General features: G+C 36.7%; 27 protein-coding genes. 7 read left to right on the top strand and 20 right to left on the bottom strand.

Annotated elements, in window-relative coordinates; translation table 11 throughout:
- Positions 1-83 precede the first annotated feature (83 nt).
- Complete coding sequence (locus KD050_RS15290) at positions 84-1,682, bottom strand: M14 family zinc carboxypeptidase (RefSeq protein ID WP_211893198.1); 1,599 nt, start codon at positions 1,680-1,682, stop codon at positions 84-86.
- 166 nt (positions 1,683-1,848) lie between these two features.
- Between KD050_RS15290 and KD050_RS15285 the strand changes: the two genes are divergently transcribed.
- A complete protein-coding gene (locus tag KD050_RS15285) occupies positions 1,849-2,214 on the top strand; it encodes a GtrA family protein (RefSeq protein ID WP_211893197.1) in 366 nt (121 codons plus the stop codon).
- A gap of 7 nt (positions 2,215-2,221) precedes the next feature.
- Here KD050_RS15285 and KD050_RS15280 read toward each other — a convergent pair whose 3' ends face one another.
- Both KD050_RS15280 and KD050_RS15275 read right to left on the bottom strand, forming a co-directional pair.
- Entirely contained in the window at positions 2,222-3,175 is a 954-nt protein-coding gene (locus KD050_RS15280) for a glycosyltransferase family 2 protein (protein ID WP_211893196.1), read from the bottom strand.
- Positions 3,176-3,313: 138 nt separating this feature from the next.
- A complete protein-coding gene (locus KD050_RS15275; protein WP_211893195.1) occupies positions 3,314-4,348 on the bottom strand; it encodes an acyltransferase family protein in 1,035 nt (344 codons plus the stop codon).
- Between the two features lie 400 nt (positions 4,349-4,748).
- Here KD050_RS15275 and fosM point away from each other — a divergent pair, with 400 nt between their 5' ends.
- The 5 genes from fosM (at position 4,749) to KD050_RS15250 (ending at position 7,436) form a co-directional block, all read left to right on the top strand.
- The gene (gene fosM, locus KD050_RS15270; RefSeq protein ID WP_211893194.1) at positions 4,749-5,171 is read left to right on the top strand and encodes a FosM family fosfomycin resistance protein; all 423 of its coding nucleotides are present in this window, start codon (positions 4,749-4,751) and stop codon (positions 5,169-5,171) included.
- 17 nt (positions 5,172-5,188) lie between these two features.
- Positions 5,189-5,650, top strand: coding sequence for an NUDIX hydrolase (locus KD050_RS15265; protein ID WP_211893193.1), 462 nt, complete (start codon positions 5,189-5,191; stop codon positions 5,648-5,650).
- 221 nt (positions 5,651-5,871) lie between these two features.
- Complete coding sequence (locus KD050_RS15260; protein WP_211893192.1) at positions 5,872-6,156, top strand: CD3324 family protein; 285 nt, start codon at positions 5,872-5,874, stop codon at positions 6,154-6,156.
- Between the two features lie 244 nt (positions 6,157-6,400).
- Positions 6,401-6,967, top strand: a complete 567-nt coding sequence (locus KD050_RS15255) for a GNAT family N-acetyltransferase (RefSeq protein ID WP_211893191.1) — start codon at positions 6,401-6,403, stop codon at positions 6,965-6,967.
- 46 nt (positions 6,968-7,013) lie between these two features.
- Positions 7,014-7,436: a GNAT family N-acetyltransferase gene (locus KD050_RS15250; protein ID WP_211893190.1), complete on the top strand. Its 423-nt coding sequence runs from the start codon at positions 7,014-7,016 to the stop codon at positions 7,434-7,436.
- Positions 7,437-7,640: 204 nt separating this feature from the next.
- Here the strand turns inward: KD050_RS15250 and KD050_RS15245 are convergent, their stop codons facing one another.
- The 17 genes from KD050_RS15245 to kdgD all read right to left on the bottom strand — a co-directional run bounded on the left by KD050_RS15245 (position 7,641) and on the right by kdgD (position 23,787).
- Positions 7,641-9,014, bottom strand: a complete 1,374-nt coding sequence (locus KD050_RS15245; RefSeq protein WP_211893189.1) for a S8 family serine peptidase — start codon at positions 9,012-9,014, stop codon at positions 7,641-7,643.
- A gap of 146 nt (positions 9,015-9,160) precedes the next feature.
- On the bottom strand, positions 9,161-10,021 hold the full coding sequence (locus KD050_RS15240) for an STAS domain-containing protein (protein ID WP_211893188.1): 861 nt from the start codon (positions 10,019-10,021) through the stop codon (positions 9,161-9,163).
- A gap of 170 nt (positions 10,022-10,191) precedes the next feature.
- Positions 10,192-11,121: a transketolase family protein gene (locus KD050_RS15235; protein ID WP_211893187.1), complete on the bottom strand. Its 930-nt coding sequence runs from the start codon at positions 11,119-11,121 to the stop codon at positions 10,192-10,194.
- A gap of 5 nt (positions 11,122-11,126) precedes the next feature.
- Positions 11,127-11,963: a transketolase gene (locus tag KD050_RS15230; RefSeq protein WP_235753828.1), complete on the bottom strand. Its 837-nt coding sequence runs from the start codon at positions 11,961-11,963 to the stop codon at positions 11,127-11,129.
- A 73-nt stretch (positions 11,964-12,036) separates the two neighbouring features.
- Positions 12,037-13,302: a PTS ascorbate transporter subunit IIC gene (locus KD050_RS15225; RefSeq protein WP_211893185.1), complete on the bottom strand. Its 1,266-nt coding sequence runs from the start codon at positions 13,300-13,302 to the stop codon at positions 12,037-12,039.
- A gap of 13 nt (positions 13,303-13,315) precedes the next feature.
- Entirely contained in the window at positions 13,316-13,585 is a 270-nt protein-coding gene (locus KD050_RS15220; protein ID WP_211893184.1) for a PTS sugar transporter subunit IIB, read from the bottom strand.
- A gap of 16 nt (positions 13,586-13,601) precedes the next feature.
- Positions 13,602-14,087, bottom strand: a complete 486-nt coding sequence (locus KD050_RS15215) for a PTS mannitol transporter subunit IIA (RefSeq protein ID WP_211893183.1) — start codon at positions 14,085-14,087, stop codon at positions 13,602-13,604.
- Positions 14,088-14,503: 416 nt separating this feature from the next.
- On the bottom strand, positions 14,504-14,971 hold the full coding sequence (locus KD050_RS15210) for a competence protein ComK (RefSeq protein WP_235753827.1): 468 nt from the start codon (positions 14,969-14,971) through the stop codon (positions 14,504-14,506).
- 251 nt (positions 14,972-15,222) lie between these two features.
- On the bottom strand, positions 15,223-15,705 hold the full coding sequence (locus tag KD050_RS15205) for a sigma-70 family RNA polymerase sigma factor (RefSeq protein ID WP_211893182.1): 483 nt from the start codon (positions 15,703-15,705) through the stop codon (positions 15,223-15,225).
- A 367-nt stretch (positions 15,706-16,072) separates the two neighbouring features.
- Positions 16,073-16,762 (bottom strand): FadR/GntR family transcriptional regulator, encoded by a 690-nt coding sequence (locus tag KD050_RS15200; RefSeq protein ID WP_211893181.1) that lies wholly within the window; start codon positions 16,760-16,762, stop codon positions 16,073-16,075.
- Between the two features lie 152 nt (positions 16,763-16,914).
- Complete coding sequence (locus KD050_RS15195) at positions 16,915-18,222, bottom strand: TRAP transporter large permease (RefSeq protein WP_211893180.1); 1,308 nt, start codon at positions 18,220-18,222, stop codon at positions 16,915-16,917.
- A complete protein-coding gene (locus tag KD050_RS15190) occupies positions 18,219-18,713 on the bottom strand; it encodes a TRAP transporter small permease (RefSeq protein WP_211893179.1) in 495 nt (164 codons plus the stop codon). Before KD050_RS15190 ends, KD050_RS15195 begins: the two co-directional genes overlap by 4 nt.
- A 14-nt stretch (positions 18,714-18,727) precedes the next feature.
- Entirely contained in the window at positions 18,728-19,738 is a 1,011-nt protein-coding gene (locus KD050_RS15185; protein ID WP_211893178.1) for a TRAP transporter substrate-binding protein, read from the bottom strand.
- A gap of 145 nt (positions 19,739-19,883) precedes the next feature.
- Positions 19,884-20,855 carry an aminopeptidase gene (locus tag KD050_RS15180; protein ID WP_211893177.1) on the bottom strand — a complete coding sequence of 324 codons (972 nt, stop codon included), beginning with the start codon at positions 20,853-20,855 and terminating at the stop codon, positions 19,884-19,886.
- A gap of 43 nt (positions 20,856-20,898) precedes the next feature.
- Positions 20,899-21,351, bottom strand: coding sequence for a RidA family protein (locus KD050_RS15175; RefSeq protein WP_211893176.1), 453 nt, complete (start codon positions 21,349-21,351; stop codon positions 20,899-20,901).
- 29 nt (positions 21,352-21,380) lie between these two features.
- Positions 21,381-22,841, bottom strand: a complete 1,461-nt coding sequence (gene gucD / locus KD050_RS15170) for an alpha-ketoglutaric semialdehyde dehydrogenase GucD (RefSeq protein ID WP_211893175.1) — start codon at positions 22,839-22,841, stop codon at positions 21,381-21,383.
- Positions 22,842-22,857: 16 nt separating this feature from the next.
- Complete coding sequence (gene kdgD / locus KD050_RS15165) at positions 22,858-23,787, bottom strand: 5-dehydro-4-deoxyglucarate dehydratase (RefSeq protein WP_211893174.1); 930 nt, start codon at positions 23,785-23,787, stop codon at positions 22,858-22,860.
- 318 nt (positions 23,788-24,105) lie between these two features.
- Between kdgD and KD050_RS15160 the strand changes: the two genes are divergently transcribed.
- Positions 24,106-24,507: a hypothetical protein gene (locus KD050_RS15160; RefSeq protein ID WP_211893173.1), complete on the top strand. Its 402-nt coding sequence runs from the start codon at positions 24,106-24,108 to the stop codon at positions 24,505-24,507.
- Positions 24,508-24,620 lie beyond the last annotated feature (113 nt).

Raw genomic sequence — 24,620 nt, 5'->3', positions numbered from 1 at the left:
AAATTATGTAAACCAGGAGATGTCGATTACTGTCAATAAGATAAAAAAAACCTACAAACCTTGTTGGTTTGTAGGTAATAAGGCTATCTGTTTGATGCTTCATTTGCGACAAATAAGCCAACCTTAGCATTTTCTTTCCAAATACGATCCCATCTACTTAATGGGACAGGGTTTTCACCTGCATATGGGGAAATTTCAAGTACAATACCTGGCATTCCGGTTTCTTGGATGAAGTAATCTCCAGATGCCCCAGAACCCGGAAGGTATTGCGGTGGCATAACCTTATATCCGGTAATTTGAGATAATTGATTGGCTAAGCCTTTATCTCTATTAAGCTCTGCCGTTTGTTGATAATTAAACCAGTACATAATTTGACCAGATGAATGATAGGAGATATTGGTTTTAAACGGTCGACTGGTCATAAAGTTCCCTAAAGCCTGTGCTTCCGGCTCACTGAACGCACGGGGGCCTCTATATTGCATATAAGAAGGACCTGGTCGAGAATTGTTAATTTTGGACCATCTCGAGTCAAAGTTATCATTCAAATCAACACCGCGTACATTGGACTTCCAGCGGTTAAAGTTACTACTTCCATTAATAGCAAGGACACTAGACTTGTTAGCTACCGCATTTGCTCCTAATTGGACAAGCGTAACCCCGTCAGGATTAACCATCGGCACAAACCAGATAGCTGTCTTGTCCAAAACAGATTTAACGTTGTAACCCTCGTAAGAACTACCCGCTGCATAGTGTGCACTATATGTGTCAATCATTTCGAGCAGGACATTTGTCGTCATATGCTCTCTTGCATGTACGGAACCATCAAACAATACTTCCTTTTTCCCATTTCCGATCCGGATTGCATAAATAGGACGATTCTCTACAGAGGATCCTATTTGTTTTAATTCTGTGAAACTCGGATATTTCGCTGCAATCTGCTGTAAATAAGTCGTCATTTCCTTATGTGTAATGACTTGTTTAGGGTTTACTATATTGCTAGTGTTTGGTGCTGGTGTTCCCTTTGAAAGAAAGCTTGCAACTACATACCCTTGCATATCACCCGCTGTTACATAAGCCCAGCCAGCTAACTCCGAATGTACTAAGACAGTCTTTCCATTCGAAAGTGCACCAACACTTGCACCACTCGTACTTGCAATATTTTTCACGACTACTCCACTTTTGGATGCTACTGTTGCAGGATAAGTAGTAGGCTTTCCTATAAAGTTAGAGGCAACATAACCAGTAATATTGCCATATTGAACGAATGACCACCCGTTTTCAGCGGAGAATTCTTCTATAATCATTTTATATTTTAGTGTTGCAAGATTCTTACTCGTTGCACTTGCAGATTCTCGAACTATAACGCCACCTATAGAACTTGCTATTTTAATAGTACCTGTAGCTTTTTTCAAATAGCTTACTGGCGCGTAACCACTTAATCCGTCCACTTGAACATGAGCCCAACCGTTCTCATCAATCGAGAATACAGTTCCATATGTGCCGTAGCTCATGTGTTGTAGCGACGCAGATCCAGTAGATGGAGCCTCTCTTAGGAGTACTCCCGATGCACTATTTACGGTATATACTTCTCGAAAAGCGGAAGCTTCAGTTACGTTAGTATAACTATTCCATATCAGGAGCATGATGAGAAATGCTCCGAGTAATTTTAGTAATTTTTCCATCGTTTCCCCCATTTCTTTATGTACTTCCTTAAGTGTACTGTCGAATACTAGCGAATAATAGTTACATTATAACTATAATTCGCTAGGTACAAGACCCTTTTTTTAATGGCTTAGTTTACTACAAAATATATTTTGAGGTACAATAAACTTTATGGGAGGTTTTGAAATGCGCAATGAGTTAACGAAATTTATAATTGTCGGCGTTTTAAATACCCTCCATTATTATGGTTGGTATTTACTATTTTCTCAGGTAATAGACTGGCACTTTTTGCCGTCCCACTGGATAGCTTTTGTCATAAGTATGATAGGATCATTTTATTTGAATTCCTATTTTACCTATAATATAAAGCCAACATGGCGAAAATTCTTTCAATTTCCTTTGACATATGTCGTCCAAATAATCATTTCGACAACCGTATTATATATACTTTCTACATATTTCGGAGTGGATGATCGAATTGGGGCCCTTATTGCTTCTGTAGTTACGATCCCATTTACGTTTTTGTTATCCAGAAAAATATTAAAAAGATGATTCAAGCTTATTCAGCCGAATCATCTTTTTTTATAGTGGAAACATATTCTTCTACAAAATACACCGGTCGTCCTTTCGTCTCATAGAAAACCTTCCCTAAATATTCTCCAATAATCCCTAATGATAAAAGCTGAATACCACCTAAAAATAGAATTACTGCCATAAGGGATGGATAACCAGGTACTGGATCACCGAATAATAATGCCCGAATAACGACGAAAATCATAAAGAAAAAGGCAACCACAGAAATTATTACACCAAATAGAGAGGAGAACCGAAGTGGCGCAATCGTAGAAGATGTAATTCCATCGATAGCCAAATTAAATAGTTTTCCATAATTCCACTTAGTTTCCCCTGCTGCACGTGGATCACGGTCAAACAGAATTTCCTTTTTGTTAAAGCCAATCCAGCTATACATTCCTTTTGTGTATCGCTGTCCTTCACGTAACTGTTGCAATGCATCAATACAACGACGATCCAATAAACGAAAATCGCCTGTGTCCCGCTGTACCGGAATATTCGAAAGAGATTCCAATATTTTATAATACCTTGAGGATGACCATTTTTTAAACCAAGATTCCCCCGCTCTACTGCGACGCTTCGCAAACACATCATCATAGCCTTGCTCCCAATACCCAATCATTTCAGGGATGAGTTCTGGAGGGTCTTGTAGGTCTGCATCAATAATGATAACCGCTTGTCCTTTAGTGTGGTCAAACCCAGCAAGCATTGCCACTTCTTTTCCGAAATTCCGTGAAAGATTCACATATGATACATCGGTTCTATGTTCCACCAATTGTTTTAACAAAAAAAGTGTATTATCCGTACTTCCATCATTGACAAATAAATACTCAAATTGATAATGCGGCAGTTCGCTTGTAACTGCATCTAAACGATTGATCAACGTATGTAGTACTTGCTCCTCATTATATGCTGGTATTAAGATTGAGATTGTTTTCATATTTATCACCTAGTGAACATTATACCGCCTGCTGGCAGTTATGGCACTTAAATTTAATTGGTATCTCACTTTAAAATAAATAATTCATTGTCATTTTAACAAAAAAACTCTGCACTAATTTTAAGTGCAGAGCATTTTTTATTGTGTAATCGGTTCCAATTTGATGGCTGCTTTTTGTGTTTTTTTCTTTGTTTTCCCCACAATATACTGTCCAAAAGGAAGTAGCGAGATAAGTTTGATAATAATGATACTAAGTAGTAAAGAAATAAAGAACAAAGCCAGAACTCTTGTACTTGTTTGTTGGAAATAATTTGCCGTAATTGGAGCTAAAAACATCTGAACTGGCCAATGTACTAGGTAAATTCCAAACGCATAGTTATTTAGCAATGTCAGTACTTTAAAACTAGGAATAGCTTGACCCCAGGCGAGCATCGCACAGGTTACTGATATAACAAATGGGAACAGATCAAATCTACGCGAATGGACTAGTGTATTTCCTGCTTCATAGGAAAGAAAAATAAACGAGAAAGCAACAGCTACGTATAATAAGGTTGCCCACCTATGCTTATATAACTTTTCAGAAATAATTGTATAATACTTTCCAACTACAAAACCAAATGCAAAATAACCAAACCAAGCGATAAACGGTAATTTCAGCATGTAGTTAAAATCTGGGAATATATCTGGATTATTATTCATCCAATTTAAGTACCACAGCATACTTAAAATACTTATTGGGATTAACCAAGCCATAGATATTTTGTATTTTGTAACAAGATGATGTAAAAAATAAAACTGAAATATTACAAGGATAAACCATCCTTCAAAGGAACCAGTCACTATATTCCGAAGGATTTTATCCACAAGATTAGTACTCGAGTATGTGTAATACGCAAATAATGCGTCTATAATTGCGAACGCAATAAATGGTAAAAAAATAAACTTAAGTCGGCTTCCCCAGAAGTTGTTAGGCAATCTGTCTGGATAACGATTTGCTAATATAATAACGGACAGAACGATGAATGTTGGAGTTGCATAGCATAGGAGAATTCGAAACAAGTGATAATACTCGATTTCTGGATACGAAACGATTGATGCCGTCTGCGTTGTACTATGTAAGAAAACAATACACAAACATGTAACAGCACGTAAAAAATTCCATTCTTTTATCATAGATGACTCCTTAAAAATAGTACTATATAAATGGTAAATTAATTAGGTGTGAAAGTCAAAGAAAGTTTGAAGTCAAAGTATTATTGGGGAATAATGATTTTATCTTAATAATAAAAACCCTTGGCTACCACATAAACTCCTATAACCAACACATAAAAATGACGGCTACCAGATAAACCTCCTCAACCAACACATAACCTCTTTTATCTACCACTTAAACTCCCATAACCAACACATAAAATGGTGGTCGTCACATAAATCCACTCAACCACATAATGGTAAACGCTATTGAACTAACGAAGAACGTAATTAAAGAAGGATTAACGCTTTATTTGTCGAACTTATTTTACTAAAGCAACGTTTTAGTAAAATTATATATTCAAACTTAGGGGCGATTAAGATGTCGGTAAAAGGTCTAAACCACTTTCTATTTTCAGTTTCTGATTTGGAAAATTCTATTGATTTCTATCAAAAAGTATTTGACGCTAAGTTGCTAGTAAAAGGTAGAAGCACTGCCTACTTTGATTTAAATGGTATGTGGCTTGCTCTTAATGTAGAGAATGACATACCCCGTGATGAAATAAGCCAGTCATACACACATATTGCTTTTTCAATTGAAGAAACAGAATTTGATGAAATTTTTGACAAACTAAAAGGATTAAATGTAAATATATTACCCAGTCGTCTAAGGGATGAAAGAGATAAGAAATCTATTTACTTTACTGATCCAGATGGTCATAAATTTGAGTTTCATACAGGTACTTTACAAGATAGGTTAGATTACTATAAACAAGACTTAAAGCATATGGAATTTTTTGATTAAAGATTATGGAGGAAATAATGAGTTACATACAAACAATACGTAAGTTAATTGGAAATGAAATGCTAATGACTGTAGGCTGTGGCATTATTATTGAACATGAGAATCAGATTTTACTACAACATCGGACAGATCAGGATATTTGGGGTATTCCAGGTGGGGTTATGGAGCCTGGAGAAACGTTTCTTGAAACTGCTGTACGTGAGACATTTGAGGAAACAGGATTAATAGTTGAACAATTACAGTTGTTTGGTCTTTATTCAGGTGAAGAAGGATTTGCAGAATATCAGAATGGAGATAAGATTTTCAGCGTCCAGATTATATTCCATTCCAGTTGTTTTTCAGGAGAGTTACTACATAAAACGGAAGAAAGTCACGAACATCGATTCTTTTCCCGTAATAACCTACCTCATTTGAACTCGCATCAAGAACGATTCATTAAGGATTGGGTAAACAAGGTAACCCTTCCAGTTGTAAAATAGTATAACGAAGTTCACTCTCCAAAAAAGTAGCTATAGCATCCCCTCCTGTCCTAAAGTAATAAATTTTTGAAACGGACATATAGGAAAATAAATAATCTAAAATGCAAGGAGGATTGATTTTTTGAGAAAGAATACTATATTTGCATAGCAAAGGCTATTGCATAAGAAAAATATAGCCTTTGCTATTCCTAAAAGAAAACTAAACATTTAGGAGTGCAAAAATGAGCTATAAAAAAGCAAAAAATATACTACCAGCTGAGTTGGTACAGTTAATACAAAAATATGTTGATGGTGAATACATTTATATTCCACGTAGAGAAGAAAATAAAAAGAGTTGGGGCTCCAGTACTGCTACAAGAAGAGAGTTGGAATTAAGAAATTCTAATATTTATTACGATCATCTATCAGGGATAGATATGGTTACATTAGGCGAAAAATATTTTTTGTCATCTAAGAGCATTCAAAGAATAATATTAATTGAAAAAAGAAAAAGGACAAATATTTGAATATAAGCCAATGTAGTTTTTACTACATTGGCTTATTTTCTTTTATGAAATAAGAATGAGGTATTACCAGTGAATGTTGGTAGGATATAATCTAATCACCACTTATGAAGCAGCTAATAGTTTTTGAATACTACTACTCATATTATTCTTTTAGAAAAATGAGGGATGGCTATACCCGATATAGAAAAATTATTCCACAATGTCACAGGTATTCTAAATCATACAAGAGATAGAGGGGAAAAAAATGAACTTTTCGAAATTATTAGGAACGTTTCCGACAGTACAAACTAAAAACATTATACTTAGAAAGTTGCAGTTGAAGGATGCTCTTAGTTTATACAACTATTATTCAAATGAAAATGTATATCGTCACCTAGATTGGAACGGACCAGGAACTTTAGAAAGAAGTTATGAAGTAATCAATGCTTGGAACAAAGGTTTTGAAGAAGGTTGGATTATTCGTTTTGCCATTGCTGACAAAGTAACAGATGAAGTTATTGGCACGATTTTCTTAAGTGAGTTTGCAGGCAAACGAGCTGAAACAGGTTATGAATTATCTGAAGAATATTGGTGTCGTGGTATTATGTCTGAAGCAATACATGAAGTATTATCAATAGGATTTAATCAGTTAGGCTTAGTAAGAATCCAGGCAATCGTCACAGATGAAAACATAGCCTCAAAGAAATTATTGACAAAATTCAACTTTAAGGAAGAAGGCTGTTTAAGACAGTTTGAATGTCATAGTGTTACGGGAGAATGTAAAGATATGATAATCTATGGTTTGCTTCAAAATGAATTTCCCGGAAAATAATTTACATTTTTTGTAATTTAAAACAAAGCAAAAGGAGAAATCAACGATGAATTTGCGCATTACTAATGAATTAAATAAAAATGATAAACAATATATTGATGATGAGCTTTATAAGTTTAACCTGAAACATTTTCCAGTAGATTTAAGAGGCAGATATGAAGAAGTCTGTTTGTATCTTAAGGACGAAAATGGGATTACACGTGGCGGAATACTCGCCGAAGTGTGCTGGAATTGGTTAGAAATTCATACCTTTATGATTAATGAGGATATTCGAAAATCGGGATTTGGAACAAAATTATTATTAGAACTTGAGAAGATCGCTATAGAAAAAAAATGCAATTTCATAAAGGTAGACACACTAAGCTTCCAAGCATTAGGTTTTTATAAAAAAAATGGATATGAAGTATATGGGTGTTTAGACAATGTAGGACGAGACTACAAGCATTATTATTTAAAAAAAGATTTATAATACAAGCATTCACCGAAAAAGAAACCATTTTGATCAATCTTAGTTCAAAATGGTTTCTTTTTGTTTGTACAAAATTTAAATAAACTTTATTTAACACTGCAATTTACCACACCACAATAAAACCAATTGCCCCATGCACAATTGGTTTCCAATACTTTTCATTATTCTACATATTCTACTCACTAATACAATTTCCTTAAACCATCACTCTTCAACTGAAGCTGTTTCGAAATTCATCATATATCGATCACCACCAGCGACTCGTATGTCGAGCAGATAGGGAGAATTTGCTTCAAAATTAGCTTTAGGTGTTACCATTAATTTATCGGTACCTCTTGTAAAGGAGACATTAATTGGGACTTCTTTTTCATCGGAGTACATAAAGACAGAGATGATTTTAGTATTTGTGAGAATACGATTAAAGTTGATGGTCCATTTTTTATCAAGTGGGACGTTTGTATATTTTGGTAGTGAGATGTAGTCAGCTGATGCCTGTTTTTGCTGGATCATAGAATACTTTTGGTAAGAGGAGACATTTACAATACCTTCTCCGTAAAGTGAATCCCAGTTTGCCGCACCTTTATCATCCGCATATTGTTTGATCAAGTCTTCGATTTCTTGAATGGTTCTAGTAGGATCATCTAATTTTAACATGGAGGCAACGGCACTAATATGGGGGGCAGCCATTGATGTGCCATCCATTAGGGCATATTTTCCTCCAGGGATGCTAGATAGAATGCTTACACCCGGTGCTGCAATGTCAATCGATGCTCCTGTATTGCTAAAATCCGTTACCTGATCATTTTCATCTGTCGCAGATACGACAATCACTCTTTGTTCAGAGGCAGGATAAAATTTTTCGGTATCCATTCCTTTATTTCCTGAGGCAACTACTATGAGAACATCATGCTGGATCGCATATTCAATGGCATTTGCCAAATATGTGCTATAGTTTTCTCCTGCTAAACTCATATTAATAATAGATGCTCCGTTATCTACTGCATAATGGATTCCTTTAGCAATGTTCGTATCGTACCCATTCCCATCTGCATCCAGAGAACGTATTGGGAGCACTTTCACATGCTCCGGCGTAGATTGTGTAATTATTCCTGCGACATGTGTTCCGTGCATATGCTTGTCCATTGCATCTCTATCATTATCTACAAAATCATATCCCTCTATCACTCTATCAGCTAGCAAAGGATGCGTATTATCTACTCCCGTATCAATAATAGCCACAATTACATCATTTTTTTTTGATATTAACTGCTCCTTCATCTGCTCAACACCAATTCGCTTTGCAGACCAAGTAGGATTCATCGCTATATTAGTATGGACAACACCAATGGAACGAATATAATCTGGTTCTAACACTTCAACCTGTTGAACATCTTCCATCTTATCTAACTCATCCCACGTTAAACTTTCAATCTCTTCTTGCCCATCCTCATTAAGGACCTCGACTATCACTCTATCCGTCCCAGATGATTTCTCGTCCATTCCATTTTGCGCATAGGAAATATCAGGTAACAAAAGAACTAGCACCAATAAAACTACCAGGTATATAACAGATTTCATCAAATACTACTCTCCAATCTTACAAGTACCTATCCATACTCGTTTCCCTATATGTATAGCAGCTTGAAAGCCTAATTATTATATATAAAATCTACAATAGTCAAAAATCAACTAGCTCTTACCTTCAATTTCCTCTTTTTCTTCTATTATTTACCTGGGATACGATTATAAAGTCCCGTCCTCAACAGTGCCTGTTTTAACGAACTAAAAGTAGAAATATTGCCAAAATCCACTCCTAATTGGATGGAAGTCTGTGCCACTTCCGGACGAATACCAGATAAAGAAGTTTTGATGCCTAGCAATTGAAGTACATCTATTAGATGAAACATTTCATTTGCTACCATTGTATCCATAACCGAAACAGCCGAAATATCTATGAAAAGTTTATCTATACCAACTTCTACACATTTATAGGGCACACTTTCCAATAATAACCTTGCCCGAGTCGTATCAATATCCCCAATAACCGGTAATACCCCAACACCATCCAAAATTGGTATAACGGGAATACTCAATTCATTTATTAAAGATTGTTGGGCATTCAATCTTTTGCTAGATAGTTCATAATATCTTGATGAGAAGCTATGAATAAGCTGATCAAATGCTGTATTAAATAAGCGACTCCATTTTAGTATATGGGTATTGAGCAATTCATCGAGGTTGTCATTTGCAAAGTACTCCACATACAGCCATATGGTTTCACGAGTTTTATGTAAAGCCTGTATTACATCATGAATCGGTGTATTATGTTCAATTCTACTTTTTGCTACTGTCTCTGCCCACAATAGAAGTTGCTCCTGAAATCCATTCTCTTCCTCCAAAAAAGCATAAGCAACAGTCCTAATAGTCAAAGCATGTTGTTCCATCAAAACTTGATCTATATCTGGATTCGGATTATCGGAATAAAAAGAGCCATTAAAACCACTTTTTGCTGCAAACCATTGACTCGTAATATTACTTGAATTTTCTATAAGGTATTCATAAAGTTCTTGATCAATCGATGCCATGTTTCCCCCTACTTTCACTGTTAACGCCTCGTACTTTCTATTATAAACGTTCCGATTGAAATGAACTACACATAAAGTTAGTAGAATAAAAAAGAACGTCATCCCTGACGTTCTAAATTTGTTTCATATTATTTAAACACCACTTAAATACCACATAATTTCTACAGGTCTCACCGTAACCTTATCAATTCATTAGAAAGCGACTTTCTGATTTCTTCCACCGAAAGTCCATTTGCCGCCAACAACTCTTCATCCGTCCCACAACCCAAAAACCTATCGGGAACTCCAATTCTATAGACTCTCTTAGGTAATTCTTCCGATAAAATTTCTGAAACGATACTTCCAAGCCCACCACGTATATAATGCTCTTCTACTGTTACTACAAGTTGAACTTTTCTAGCACCTTCTAATAACAATTCTTTGTCAAATGGCTTGAGCGTTGGAAAGTGCTGGTGGGCAATTGACACACCTTCCATTTGTTTAATAACCTCAGCTACACGGTAGGTTGTACTCCCGGTACTTACTATTAAGATGTCCGTCCCTTCCGCCAGCGTTTTACCCTTTCCAATTTCAAATTCAGCATCAGCTAAAAAAGAAGGAATCGTTTCATCCCTAGTTAACCTTAAATACATAGGTCCTGCTGTTTGATGCATAGCTTTCATAGCAGCGACCGTTTCACTCGCGTCGGCAGGGGCAATGACAGTCATATTTGGTATCGTGGTCATGATAGCTATATCATCTAAGGAGTGATGTGTTTTACCAGTGTTGCTTGTCAGCAATCCACTATAACTGCCAACTAGCTTCACATCGAAATTGGTCTGGGCAATACTGACTACAATTTGATCTAATGCTCTTTTTGTTAAAAAAGTGGCAAAGCTACATACCCAAGGCTGAAATCCGACCGAAGCTAACCCCGCTGCCACGCCCACCATATTTTGCTCTGCAATCCCCATTTGTAAAAAGGAATCGACTGTTTCTTTCTCTATAGAATCTAGACGTGTAGAGTTTCCAAGATCTCCATCCAGAGCAAGAACTCTGGAATCATCTTTTGCTATTTGCGCCAAGTGCTTTCCAAATTGGTCACGGACACTTATCAACATGCTGCTTAAACTTCCTCCCCTAGTTCGGTTAAAGCCATTATATACTCCTCATCATTAGGTGCTTTAGAGTGCCAAACATAATTATTTTCCATAAAACGAACACCCTTACCTTTTGTTGTATTTGCAATAATAGCTTTAGGGTGTCCCTCCTGTCTCCCCTTCACTTCAGTCAGCACAGCTATTAAATCCTCCATACAATGTCCATCTACTTCCCAAGTTTCAAACCCAAAACTCTCAAACTTTCTTCTCCCATAACACTCTGGGTTCAACCTTTTATCGCCATTTTTCCACCCATATTGCTGCAGACCGTTTTGATCCAAAATAACAATCAGATTATCTAACTTATATTTTTCAGCTATATTTGCCGCTTCCCAAATTTGACCCTCCTGAGACTCCCCATCTCCTATCAAACAATAAACCTGGAAATCCTTCTTCAACCTTTTCGCACCAATAGCCATTCCAACCGCTGCTGATAAACCTTGTCCTAAAGATCCTGTAGACATATCTAACGCATCTAACTTGGTCATATCCGGATGTGCCTGTAGTCGCGATTCATACTGATCGAAGGTTTTAAGCTCCTCTTCGGAAATGTATCCCCTCAGTGCTAGTGTGGCATAAAGCCCCAATGCCGTATGACCCTTTGATAACACAAATCGATCCCTATCCTCCCATTTCGGATTAGACGGATCGATAGATAATTGATGAAAAAATAAACTAACTAAAATATCCGCACATGATAGAGAACCACCAACATGACCCTGTTTTTTATAATAAGCAGTAGATAATATTCTTTTCCTCAGCACCGTAGCTGTCAGTTTTAATTGATCATTTGATTGTAGCAATAAAGCACCTCTTCCTCTTCTCATAAAATTAGGTAACCCTCTCTTATCTAGAAAGAAGGCTACCTAAAAGTTTTTAGCTAAATAGACTTGCAATGAATCCAATAATAATTCCTATTACACCAAAGTCCGAATCACCAAATGTTGTATTTGCAAAACCAAGTTCTCCTAAAACGGGTAGTAAAAATGCTGGCAAGAAGCTTATTAAAACACCATTTACAAATCCACCCGCAGCAGCACCAATTCGACCTCCTGTTGCATTACCAAATACCCCGGCACCCGCTCCTGTAAAGAAGTGAGGTACTAGACCTGGGATGATCAGTGGCAATGACAATACCCCTAACAATGCCATACTAATAAGCCCCCCGGCAAAACTGAAAAGGAAACCTATCATTACAGCTGTTGGTGCAAATGGGAAAACAATCGGTATATCTAATGCAGGTTTTGCACCAGGAACAAGCTTATCTGCAATTCCTTTAAATGCCGGCACGATTTCATTAAGAATCATACGTACACCGAGTAAAATAATACTTAAACCAGCGGCAAATGTAATACCTTGCATGATACTGAACATAATATAGTTTTGGTCTCCGGAGAAATTAGACACAACGTCTGAACCTGCTAAAACAGCTAATATGATGAAAATAGCTATCATTGTTAATGCAGTAGATATCAATGAATCCTTCAGAAATGCCCATTTCTCTGAGATTTTAATATCCTCTGTGGATTTCGATTTATTGCCAAACCATTTTCCTATTAAACCAGCAGAAATATAACCAAATGTTCCAAAGTGACCAATCGCAATGTCATCATTTCCCGTCACTTGTCTCATAAATGGCTGACCAAGTGCTGGCATCAAAACCATGAAAAAGCCTAATAGTAAAGAACCAACAATTACTAAAGTAGCGCCTTCCATGCCAGATGTTCCTAAAACGGCAGATAGCAAAGCGGCCATAAAGAATGTATGATGCCCGGTTAAAAAGATATATTTCCAAGGTGTAAAACGAGCAAATAAAATATTCGCAACGAATCCAAATCCCATAATAAGTGCTGTTTCCGTACCAAACATTTGCTGAGCAATAGCAACTACCGCTTCATTATTCGGAATGACACCTTGAATATGGAAGGCTTCTTCAATAATTCCGCCTAACGAATCTAACGAACCTACAATGACCCCCGCACCTGCACCTAAAATAAGTAAACCTATAATACTTTTAAGAGTCCCAGACATCACTTTTGTAGCAGCAGCACGTTGAGCAACAAGTCCAACCAAGACCATTAAACCAACTAACACAGCAGGAATGCTTAAAATCTCATTCATTAAGAATTCAAAAAAAGCCATACATCTATCCCCCTTATGTGTTTAGTACCGACTCCAATCCGATTCTTACTTCATTTGCATCCGCAATATTTTTTACACTAACAACCTTTGCTTTTCCTCCTTCCAATTGTTTAGCAAATTCTTCATTAGTAAAAATGATATCTGCATAGGTGCTGGAAGCTGTGGTAAAATCGGCAGTTTCTACATCCGCTGTTATGCCTTTTTCCTTTAATATTTTTTCGATTGTTATTTTCAACATCATGCTAGATCCAAAACCCATTCCGCATACTGCTAATATTTTCATGGCTTATGCTCCTCTTTTACATAAATAACTGAAAAATTTCGTCATGCTCTTTTGCATTTTTTAATTGCTCTATCGAATCTGCTTTAGAAATCACCTCCGCAATTTTTTGTAAAATGTCGATATGTGATTCATTATTTAAAGCGGCCAAGCCGATTAATACCTTAAATTCCTTGCCAGGCTCAAAGGCAACTTCTTCCTTCAAGACAACAACGCTAATTCCTTCTTGAATAACTCCATCTTCCGGACGCGCGTGAGGCATTGCTACACCAGGCGCTATTAAAATATAAGGTCCAAGCTCCTGAATATTTCTGATCATTGCATCTACATAAGTCGCTTCTACTTTTCCCGTTTTCACAAGTATTTCTCCGCATAAACGTACAGCATCTTCCCAATCTTTTGCTGTAGCATTTGGCAGTATTGCTTGTTTTTCTAGTATTCTACGATTCAGTATTTTTTCTCCTTTGTTGCTTTTTGTATTATATGCTTGTTTGAGTTTGAACATGAGAGTGGGCAATAGTTTTTTGAGTAAGTAAAATAGCCACGAAGAATGACTAGAACACTTCTCGCTGCTATTTTAAATTCCTTCAATGTAAACTAAGTATTGGTCAAAAGTAAAGTATTCCACGATTTTGTCCAACTACTGCCACATATCATCTCTCAACTAACACTTAATATGGTATCTAAAACATAAATCCTGCCAACTACCACATTAAATTCAATAACCACCACTTATCTATCAATTTTTTCAAGCACGCTAGAAATAACTATAAACAAAAAAAGCATCTGAAAATATCTTCAGACGCCACACAGTTAAAATATTTAGTTAGGAGACAATATTATTGTACACTTCAATGCCAGTGCCTAGCTTTTAAGTTACATAAACTATAGAAACGTTTAACCTTCTGGTTCCTATGTATCCTACTTATTTCGATGGTAGATACCATATATATTTAACGTGGTGTGTAGTCTTTGATGTTGTTTGAGCAACACATGCTTAGAAGCATTCACAGAAACAGAGATTCCATTTGTAAAAAGGACGACTGACTTTCCTTTGCTCACCTCTTCCACATTGAAAGGGTGACTGAATATCCATACACACTCCACATGCCTATAGGACATAGTTGGAAAAGCGCCGAAATGATTCGGTTCTATTAGTAATGGTGTCTTTACCGAATAATTCATTAATTTTTTCGTTGCCTTCAACCGTCCTTCTAGCGTGGATGCAAATCGATTACATGCATCTTCAAGTAAGTTCAATATACTCTCTTCTGAATTATAAATTCCATGGGTCGTCACGATTCGCGTCTTTACCTTATCTTTAAAAACGGACTCAAGCAGTAATGTTTGGTTATCAATCAATTCAGAATCACCTTTAATATCCTTCACAACATTTCCCCCTTTTCGTCTCCTCCCTATAAGTCTATCCTATCAAATTACCATATTACTTACTAGTTAAAATATACTAAAAATATTGAATATTTTAAAAATAATTCCTAAATACCCCTTTTTTAAAACTGATTTTTAGAATTTGGTCCTATACTACAAAAATACTTCTTTTCCTAGTAGTAGAAAGTAACTGAAAAAAATACCGAGAAGTGACAACTATCACTTTCTCGGCATATTTCCACCGGTAAATCCTATTTTTCAATACGTTTTCTCAATTTTGCAAGCATTCTTTCCCGTCTCTTTTTAATACCCGGTATTGTTATACCAACTCTAGTCGCTGCCTGCTGCAGCGAGATCCCTTCCACGAAAATCCACATCAAAAGCTCTTGCTCGTTTGGTTGCAATGATTCGATTGCTATTTCTAAATCCTCATGCAGTAAGCTTGTTACAAAGGACTGTTCCAGTAAAAAGGCCAATTTTTCATCCTCCACGGGGTCTACTTGCTCCTCCTGACGATTTTCTCTTTTTAATTCGTCAAGCATTCCCCCATATATGGATCGGTACGCATAGGGTGCAAAATCTCCTTTTTCCATATCGAACTTCACCCATGCCTTCCATAATGCAATTCTACCAGCCTGTCTATAGAGCTCGTGATTTTTATATATGCTTAGTTTTCGAATGCAGGCAGAAATCATCGGCTCAAACTGCTTCAATACATCTTCAAAATCCGTCACTGCTCGCTACGTTCCTTTTGAGTCATGCACGATTCGTCTATTCCTAGGTAGCCTAAGAATAATAAACTCATCAGGTATAAGCCAATGATTCTTTAGGTAGTAATGACGCAGCAAACTTTATGTTTTAGTGTATGGAACGATATGTATCGTGAAGTAAAATGGTTAATATTAATACAAAATTTGAAAGGTACAAGGTTCACTTTAAATTATATGTCGATTAAGCACTCCAAACATTACACAAAAAAAGTACAAATTCGATAAAGCGAATTTGTACTTTTTATTAATGTCGTACCAATGTATCTTGTTAGAGAATCTTTAAAGGACTGAATATCGTAGAATTGTTTCTGACACAGGGCAAGTTTTATGATTATTCTTTTTCATAATCATCTAATATTTTTTCCCTTACATATCTCAAATGCTTATACATTTGTTTGAACGATTCATGAGGATCTCTTTTTTTCAACGCTTCATATATTGCTAAATGATGCTCGATCGTAATAGAAGGCTCACGATAAGTGATCAAGCTATCTGTTTTTTCATGTGTGATAAGAAGGGAGTCGATCATCCCTTCGACTACAGGATTATTTGCACTTTGCGCAATAAGCCGATGAAATTCCTTATCTAATTTCCCATAATCACTATTTGGATTTTCTTGAATTCTTTCAATTGTTTCTTTTATTTTTTCAAGTTGATCATCGGATATTTTTTCAGCTGCGATTGTGACGAGTCCCAATTCTAAAGTCATTCGTGCTTCAATAACGGCAGGGATATTATTAATGGACAATGCTAGCATTGCCTTGAACGGACTGCTGCCCACTTTATCATTAACAAATGTACCACTCCGGGGTCTTCTTGTAATAATTTCCAACGTTTCCAATGACCCTAGAGCCTCACGTAATACTGGGCGGCTTACATCAAGCTGTTCCATCAATGCCATTTCAGCTGGTAGTTTATCGCCTGGCTTCAATTGTCCACTTGTTATCATAAAAATAATTTGTTCTAGCACCTGCTGTGACAAAGTACTCCTACGGATGGTGTTCATTGTATACTCCTTCATCAAATCCCACCTTTCTTTAAAAATAATTGAGATTTTCTATATGACAATTATACACTATAATCCCAAAGGAATTTCACATTACTATGTAAAAAGAGAGTGAAGTCATTGTACCACTACACTCTCCCTCTTCGTTAATCTATTTCTTCAACATTTTAACTAAATCCAGCTAAAGAAGGTAGGAATGTTGAAAACCATGGAACATACGTTACAAGCAAAAGGACAACAAAAATGGCTACATAAAATTTGAGCAGTTGTGGCATAACTTTTTCCAATTTTACGTTTGATACTTTAATACCAGCAAAAAGAATATTTCCTACAGGTGGTGTAATTGTTCCAATACAAAGATTAAACGTAAGCATGATACCGAAATGCAGAGGGGTCATTCCCAATGCTAAACACACAGGAAGTAATATTGGTGTGAAAATTAAAATTGCCGGTGTAAGATCCATAAATGTGCCGACGAACAACAATAAAATATTTATAGCTAACAAAATGATAATTGGATTATCCGAAATGCCTAATATCACGTTTGCCATCATATCTGGGATTCCAGTAAACGACATAACCCAAGCCATAATATTAGATGCCCCAATTAAAAACATAATAATAGCAGACAACTTCGCACTATCTATCAAAATAGCATATAATTCTTTTAAGCTGATCGTTTTATAAAATATAATAGATAAAAGTAAGCTATAGACAACTGCAATTGCAGAGCCTTCAGTAGCAGTAAATATACCTCCAACAATACCAAAAACGACAATAACGATTAGTAATAAACTTGGAATTGCTTCTAATGCGACCTTTAGGAATTCATTTAAGGATATTTGCTTTTTACCAACATACCCTTTCTTTTTCGCATAAAAGAATGCAACGATCATACAACTTATTCCCCATAAGACACCAGGAATTACACCCCCAAGAAAAAGAGCAGCTACAGAAGTGCCTCCACTTACCAAAGCATATGTGATTAAAGCAGTACTCGGGGGTATCAATAATCCAGTAGGAGCGGTTGCTATATTTATAGCAGCTGTAAAGTTCTCATCATAGCCTTCTTTTTTTTGAATAGGACCCATGATTGACCCCATTGCTGATACGGCAGCTGTTCCAGAACCAGATACAGATCCAAAAAGCATGTTTGCAACTACATTCGTCTGAGCAAGTGATCCCGGTATCCTGCCAGTCATAGCGGTTGCTAAGTTAATCAGCCGAACGGCTATACCACCTTTATTCATAATATTCCCTGCAAGTATGAAGAAAGGAATGGCCAATAAGGTAAATATGTTAATACCTTGAAACATTTTCAAAGCCGATGAGGGAATTGCCGCCGAAAAACCTAATACTTGTGTAATTGCTAGTATCGAGGCAACAATGAGTGCTATTCCTATTGGAATACCGATAAGTAATAGAATGACAATTGTAAAAAATATCAATAAACCTGCTGTTACTGCTACACTCATAGAATCCCCTCCTTTTTGCTTTCGGTGAATCGCTGTACTAATTGGATGATATTAATGATGTTATAGGCAACTATCAATACGCCACTTATTGGAAGCACAACATAAATCCATTCCATAGAGATATTTAACGTTGGTGACATTTGTATTGCGCCTACTCCAACAACCTGTGTACCTCCAAATAAAAAGACAATTACCGCAATAGACATGATGAGTAACTCGGTAAAAATAGATAATGCAAACAGCTTTATCCCTTTAAACTTATCCGAAAATATAGATAATTTCATATGGTCTTTTTGACCAAATACTAACGCTGTACCCAGCAAAGATACCCAAACAAAGGAATAACTCAACAAATCTTCCGACATCGTACTTGGACTACTAAATACATATCGTGTAATCACTTGATAAGTAGCAAGTAGCGTCATAAAAGACAATAAAGCGGCGCAAGCACCTGATAACACCTTATCCATTATGTTCTTTACTATTTCCATTAAATACACCTTCTTTAGTTTTGGATTTGTTGAATCTTGTCATAAAGTGGTTGCAATTCCGGGTTGGAGATTAATAATTCCTCTTTTACTGGTTTTTGCATTTCTTCGAATAATTCCTTATCCACAGTGATGAATTCTACTCCCATTTTCGTTGCTTCCTCTGTCACATCAGAAATCCGTTTATCCCATGCTTCATTTGCAACTTGACTGCTCACTTTAAATCCATCTTGGAAAATTTCTCTCTCCTCTGCTGAAAGCGAATCTAAAAAGTCTGTATTTGCAACAAGCATGTCGGTAAAAATCTGATGCTCTGTGCGAGAATAGTATTTTGCGACTTCCCCATGCTTCATATCAACAAGCGCCATCTCAGGATTCGTACCAGCGTCAATGACACGGTTCTGTAACGCTGTATACACTTCACCATAAGCCATGACAACAGCTGCCGCATCAAATCCTTGTACGAGCTTCACATTTGCTTCACTAGACTGAACACGAATCTTCAATCCTTTTAAGTCTGCTGGAGTTTCAATTTTCTTTGAAGCATAAAAATTATTTACTCCATTGGAAAACCAAGCCACACCTTGGATTCCCTTGTCAGCTGTCGAATTATAAATTATATCTGTAAATTCTTCCTCGTTCATCACTTTACGAAAGCTTGCTTCATCGTTAAATAAATAAGGTAAACCAAAAATCTTATACTCATTTGCAAAAGCTTCCAAATTACTTCCACTCGTAGCAACTAAATCGAGTGATCCCATTTGTAACAATTCGAGTGCCTCCGAATTTCCACCAATTACACCATTAGTAAAAAGTTTGATTTCGAATTTATCTCCCATTTCTTCTTCTACATATTCTTTAAATGCTTTTAAACCAAGATAAATTGCATGGTTCTCAGGTTGCACGGTTGCAACACTAATAATTCGTTTGCTATTTACCTCTCCATTAGCTGAAGCAGAACATCCAGCTAACACTATCATCAATGTAAGACCTAGTATAATTGCCGTAACTTTATTCTTCTTTTTCATTCAGCCACCTCATTCTTTATATATGAAATATACGGTTGTAAGCGCTTACTTTCATAGTTAAATATTTTTTCACAACAGGAGACTCTTGGTATAGCTAATTAGCCTTTTCCTAAGTAGAACACCAAGAGTTTTTGCCCGAAATTTATTAAACTAGCAGTTCTCCATCTTTCATAATATCTCGCCCATCAATATTACATGTAACCGTTTTAATAATCATATCTAAATGCAATGGCGAATCGACATGCCCACCAAAGTTTAAATTCTTTCCAATACCAATATGGATATTTCCAAATGACCCTTCATCTGGCGCCATATGTCCGCACAGGAAATTTTCTTTATTGAGCCCAAGTCCAAGCTCTGCAATATTATAAACGGTTGAATCGTTGAAGTCAGCTAGCATCTTACGTAATATATCTGCCTCACGTCCACCGGTTATCTCTGTAATGAAGCCATCCTTCACTGTGCATGTAATCGGTTCTTCGATCAAATTTAACAATGGGTGTGGGATACTTCCATCAAATACCAATACACCGTTTGCAGTTCCTTCAACTGGTCCTAGTGCAACTTCTGCATTCGGAGGAAATGAAGCAGATCCAGGCACGGTTGCCGTTCCATGATCCAGCACAGGTTCACGTCCTTCTATGCTACAAACCATATTAGTACCACCAGGAGCAGTAAGTGTAAATGTTTTACCTTTATAAAAAGGTGCAACTCGATTAACAACTCGTGTAACTTCATCAAAATCTGCAGTTAATCCACCTTTTTCGAACATATGAAGAGCATAATCTTGAAGTCCGATCCATCGTAGTCGGCCATTTTTACTTGTACTTAAGCGTGCTTTTGAATGATACAAGGAATAAGTAGTAGCACCAAATGCAACATCACAATTATTCAACGCAGCAGTAACAGCCTCTGTCGGTTCTGCACCATGCCCCTCAGTTGGAGGCATAACTATCATGGAAGTTTCAAAAAATTGTTTGGCATATTTATAAACAAATTCACCAATCTCTCTTTTATCATCATCCGTGATAACCAGTACTTTTTCCCCTTCTTTCAAGTGAGTGATACTCGTAAATAATTGTTTGATGCCTAATGGTAGATCGTTCATATTTTTCATCAGCCTGTCTCCTTTTGTAGTTATTTTGCGCCTTAATCATTCATCACACTTCAACAACAATTTCAACTTCTACAGGTGTTCCTTCTGGTAGTGAAGATGTTCCAAGCGAAACCCTACTATGTTTTCCTACTTCGCCAAATATCTCAATTGCTAATGCAGATACTTCATCCATCACTTTTGGTTGGTCAGTGAATTCAGGAGTACTTGCCACATAACCTTTAATATTAACAATCCTTTTCATAGAATCCAAATTACCTATCATATTTCGAACTGTAGCTAAACAATTTACAAAGGCAATTTTACCTGCATCTTGTGCCTGCTCCAACGTAACTGTATCGCCTACAATCCCTTTATATTTTAATACACCTTCTACTTTCGCTGCATTACCACTAACAAAGATTAAATTTCCAGTTCTGACGCCTGCCTCAAATATTCGCTTATTTGCTTGCGTTGGAAATTTATATCCTTTACTTTCTAATTTTTCTTCGTAATTCACTCTTACACCTCCATTGTAACGATTTCACTTTACTTAACGAACACTGTTTTAATAGCCGTGTAAAATTCTTTAGCTGCTTGACCTTGTTCACGAGAGTGAGAACTAGATTGTTTCATCCCACCAAATGGAGCTTGCAATTCAACTCCGGCACTCTCAGCGTTGATACGGACTAATCCTGCATCCATTTCATTTATAAATGAAAGCATATTACTTATTTTTGTTGTAAAAATAGACGCGCTTAATCCATATTCTGAGTCATTTGCCAATTCTAGTGCCTCTTCAATCGTATCTACTTTCATAAGTGCAAGAACTGGTCCAAAAATCTCTTCTCGAGCAAGTGTCATAGTAGATGATACGTCATCGAAAACCGTCGGCTCAACGTAATACCCATTCAAGCCTTCTTTTTCTACTTTATCTCCTCCAAAGAGGAGTGTAGCCCCTTCTGATTTTCCTTTTGCAATAGCTGAGAGTACTGTGTTCAACTGATTTTCGCTTGCGGAAGGACCCATCCATGTACCTTCTTCCATGCCATCTCCAATTGTAATGTTTGCCACTTTTTGTAGCAGCTTTTCTTTAAATTGTTCATAAACATCTTGTTGGATAATGACTCTGCTCGTAGCTGTGCATTTTTGGCCTGATGATCTCAATCCTCCACTAATCGTTGCTTCCACCGCCAAATCTAGGTCCGCATCATTCGCAACAATTACGGGATTTTTCCCTCCCATTTCAAGTTGGTATTTGATACCTCTTGAAACAGCTGTTTGTGCGAGTTGCTTGCCTACTGCGTTGGATCCTGTAAATGTAATCGCATCTATTTCAGCATGATTGGCCATTTCTGTTCCAATCAAAGAACCAGAACCTGTCACCATGTTTATAACTCCTGCTGGAATTCCTGCATCATGCAAACACGCTATCACTTTTGCACAAGTAACCGCTGTCTCGCTTGCTGGCTTAATAACAACCGTATTACCGTAAATAAGTGCTGGTGCCATCTTCCATAAAGGTATGGCTACCGGAAAGTTCCAAGGTGTAATAACGCCAACAACACCAAGAGGTACTCTAGTTGTGAACATAAGCGCCTCGCCGTCAGTAGGAGGGATTACATCGCCAATCGGTCGCATTCCTTCTCCTGCGTAATAACGTAGGATAGCTACCCCACGTGCAGTTTCTCCTTTTGCCTCTGTAAATGTCTTGCCCATTTCTTTTGTCATGGCGGTTGCAACTTCTTCTATTCGCTCTTCTAAAATAGCAGCAGCTTTAAGTAAATAATCGCCTCTTACATTTCCAGTAAGCTTGCGCCATGCTTTTTGCGCTTTTCTTGCGGAAGTAGCAGCTTGATCAAAGTCATTGGCTGAAGATAATTGGTAAAGACCAACCACTTCATCCCTATTTGCCGGATTTTTACTCTCGGCTGTTTCTCCTGTTTCGGAAGCAATCCATTCGCCATTTATATAATTCAAGTACGTTTTTTCTTTAGCTATCGTTGTCATTTAAAAGAACCTCCTATTATATAACTCTTGATGGAGCAGGATATTTTTCCAATGCATGGTCAATAATTTTCTTCAATTCTTCATAATGTTCTTTTTCAACAGTGGCAATTGGTGCCCTAACATTCGTTGTCACTGGTAGCCCAACAATTTGCATACCCGCCTTAATAAGAGAAACTGCATAACCCTTTTTCTGTTTACGAATCCGATGAATTGGCAAAATAACGTCTTCATGCAATTCATGCGCAACTTCTTTATTTCCATTTAGTAGTGCTTCGTAATACATAGCTGAAATATGTGGTATGTAGTTGGAAATTGCAGATGAATACGATGTGAAACCTAAGTTCACATAAGCAGCCATTGTCACTTCTGCTAAAGGCATTCCATTTACCCACTCCAGACGATCTCCGATTATATGTGTAAACTCAATATTATTCTCCATATTTCCAACACCATCTTTAAACCCTACAAGTTGCGGAAGTTCACATAGTTTTTTTAGTGTCTTAGAATCTAGAATACAATTATCTCTTTGGTAGACAATTGCATTTAGCGCCGTGCTTTGGATAATCGTTCTTAAATATTCGTAAATTCCATCCTGTGAAGGATCAATCAAAAATGGCGGTAAAATCAAGTAACCTTCTGCTCCTAGCTCTTCCGAAATTTTTGCTTGTTCTAAAGCATGTGAAATATTTCCTCCTACTCCTGTATAAAGAGGAACCTTCCCTTGCGTCTTTTTCACTGCAACTTCGACCATAGATTTATATTCTTCATTGCTAATTGCATGCAACTCACCTGCTCCACATGCAACGAATATAGAGCTTAATCCACCCTCTATTAAAAACTCAATATTTTTCCCTAATGCCTCTAAATCTAGCTTTCCCTCTGCATTCATTGGTGCAACCGGAAATCCTAATATCCCTTTCGGTGCCTGTCTCTTTATCGTCTTCATGCAAATTCCACCCTTCTAATAAACTTAAGAATTATAATTTTCTATAAATTTTATTGTAAGACAATTATATTGTAGTGTCAAACCCTTTTTTTGAAAAGTAAAATAATTTAAATAGACCCATTCTGATTTTGAATCAAAAATGCCACTTCTCTATTTCAAAGAAGCGGCTCTCGTGAACTTATTTTGTTGAAAGATTTCACAATAAACTATATCATCTGACCAACATGGCCGTTGTTGAGAAGCCCAACGGTTACAGATGCAAATATCTTGGCATATCCTGTTATAACGCCTTTATAACGAAAAAGAAGGGAAATGACTTTGAGTGTAAATGGGATAGCTATAAAAGGGTTCTTATTAATCATGTTTATGATTCTGATTTCGGGATGTGGAATTCAACTATTTCAAGAAGTCAACACGATGAAAATTGGACACCCAGGTGAAAATGGGATTGAAGAGATTGCTGATACATTTACGTTAGAAGATCAGGTTTCTTTCGAATTGGACAGTAATAAAGAAATTGGGACACCAATAAAAATTTTAATCATTAAGCATGATGGAGAAGTTGAGAACATTTATTCCAGCTACGATGAAGAAATTGATCCTACATGGGCTTGGGTGTATTATATTTTTGCTCCATTTGAAGAGACTGGAGATTATACAATTAAAGTGTTCAATTCCGAAAACAAGTTGTTAGGAGAAGGGGACTTTACAGTAAATTGAATAATATCCCTGTGTAAGAAACAATTTTGAATTGTTTCTTACACAGGGACACAAAAAAATGGAAAACGCCAAATAACACTCACCTCTTCATCAGGTGAGTGCTATTTAATACT

It is taken from the genome of Psychrobacillus sp. INOP01, assembly GCF_018140925.1.
Taxonomy (GTDB): domain Bacteria; phylum Bacillota; class Bacilli; order Bacillales_A; family Planococcaceae; genus Psychrobacillus.
Note: the sequence above shows the minus strand (reverse complement) of the source record. Positions and strands in the feature narration are given on the sequence as shown.

Bases quoted from the DNA above. Each gene is read 5' to 3' on its own strand.
- KD050_RS15290 (WP_211893198.1), bottom strand. From the start codon at position 1,682: ATGGAAAAATTACTAAAATTACTCGGAGCATTTCTCATCATGCTCCTG.
- KD050_RS15285 (WP_211893197.1), top strand. From the start codon at position 1,849: ATGCGCAATGAGTTAACGAAATTTATAATTGTCGGCGTTTTAAATACC.
- KD050_RS15280 (WP_211893196.1), bottom strand. From the start codon at position 3,175: ATGAAAACAATCTCAATCTTAATACCAGCATATAATGAGGAGCAAGTA.
- KD050_RS15275 (WP_211893195.1), bottom strand. From the start codon at position 4,348: ATGATAAAAGAATGGAATTTTTTACGTGCTGTTACATGTTTGTGTATT.
- fosM (WP_211893194.1), top strand. From the start codon at position 4,749: ATGTCGGTAAAAGGTCTAAACCACTTTCTATTTTCAGTTTCTGATTTG.
- KD050_RS15265 (WP_211893193.1), top strand. From the start codon at position 5,189: ATGAGTTACATACAAACAATACGTAAGTTAATTGGAAATGAAATGCTA.
- KD050_RS15260 (WP_211893192.1), top strand. From the start codon at position 5,872: ATGAGCTATAAAAAAGCAAAAAATATACTACCAGCTGAGTTGGTACAG.
- KD050_RS15255 (WP_211893191.1), top strand. From the start codon at position 6,401: ATGAACTTTTCGAAATTATTAGGAACGTTTCCGACAGTACAAACTAAA.
- KD050_RS15250 (WP_211893190.1), top strand. From the start codon at position 7,014: ATGAATTTGCGCATTACTAATGAATTAAATAAAAATGATAAACAATAT.
- KD050_RS15245 (WP_211893189.1), bottom strand. From the start codon at position 9,014: ATGAAATCTGTTATATACCTGGTAGTTTTATTGGTGCTAGTTCTTTTG.
- KD050_RS15240 (WP_211893188.1), bottom strand. From the start codon at position 10,021: ATGGCATCGATTGATCAAGAACTTTATGAATACCTTATAGAAAATTCA.
- KD050_RS15235 (WP_211893187.1), bottom strand. From the start codon at position 11,121: ATGTTGATAAGTGTCCGTGACCAATTTGGAAAGCACTTGGCGCAAATA.
- KD050_RS15225 (WP_211893185.1), bottom strand. From the start codon at position 13,302: ATGGCTTTTTTTGAATTCTTAATGAATGAGATTTTAAGCATTCCTGCT.
- KD050_RS15220 (WP_211893184.1), bottom strand. From the start codon at position 13,585: ATGAAAATATTAGCAGTATGCGGAATGGGTTTTGGATCTAGCATGATG.
- KD050_RS15215 (WP_211893183.1), bottom strand. From the start codon at position 14,087: ATGTTCAAACTCAAACAAGCATATAATACAAAAAGCAACAAAGGAGAA.
- KD050_RS15200 (WP_211893181.1), bottom strand. From the start codon at position 16,762: ATGAAGGAGTATACAATGAACACCATCCGTAGGAGTACTTTGTCACAG.
- KD050_RS15195 (WP_211893180.1), bottom strand. From the start codon at position 18,222: ATGAGTGTAGCAGTAACAGCAGGTTTATTGATATTTTTTACAATTGTC.
- KD050_RS15190 (WP_211893179.1), bottom strand. From the start codon at position 18,713: ATGGAAATAGTAAAGAACATAATGGATAAGGTGTTATCAGGTGCTTGC.
- KD050_RS15185 (WP_211893178.1), bottom strand. From the start codon at position 19,738: ATGAAAAAGAAGAATAAAGTTACGGCAATTATACTAGGTCTTACATTG.
- KD050_RS15180 (WP_211893177.1), bottom strand. From the start codon at position 20,855: ATGAAAAATATGAACGATCTACCATTAGGCATCAAACAATTATTTACG.
- gucD (WP_211893175.1), bottom strand. From the start codon at position 22,841: ATGACAACGATAGCTAAAGAAAAAACGTACTTGAATTATATAAATGGC.
- kdgD (WP_211893174.1), bottom strand. From the start codon at position 23,787: ATGAAGACGATAAAGAGACAGGCACCGAAAGGGATATTAGGATTTCCG.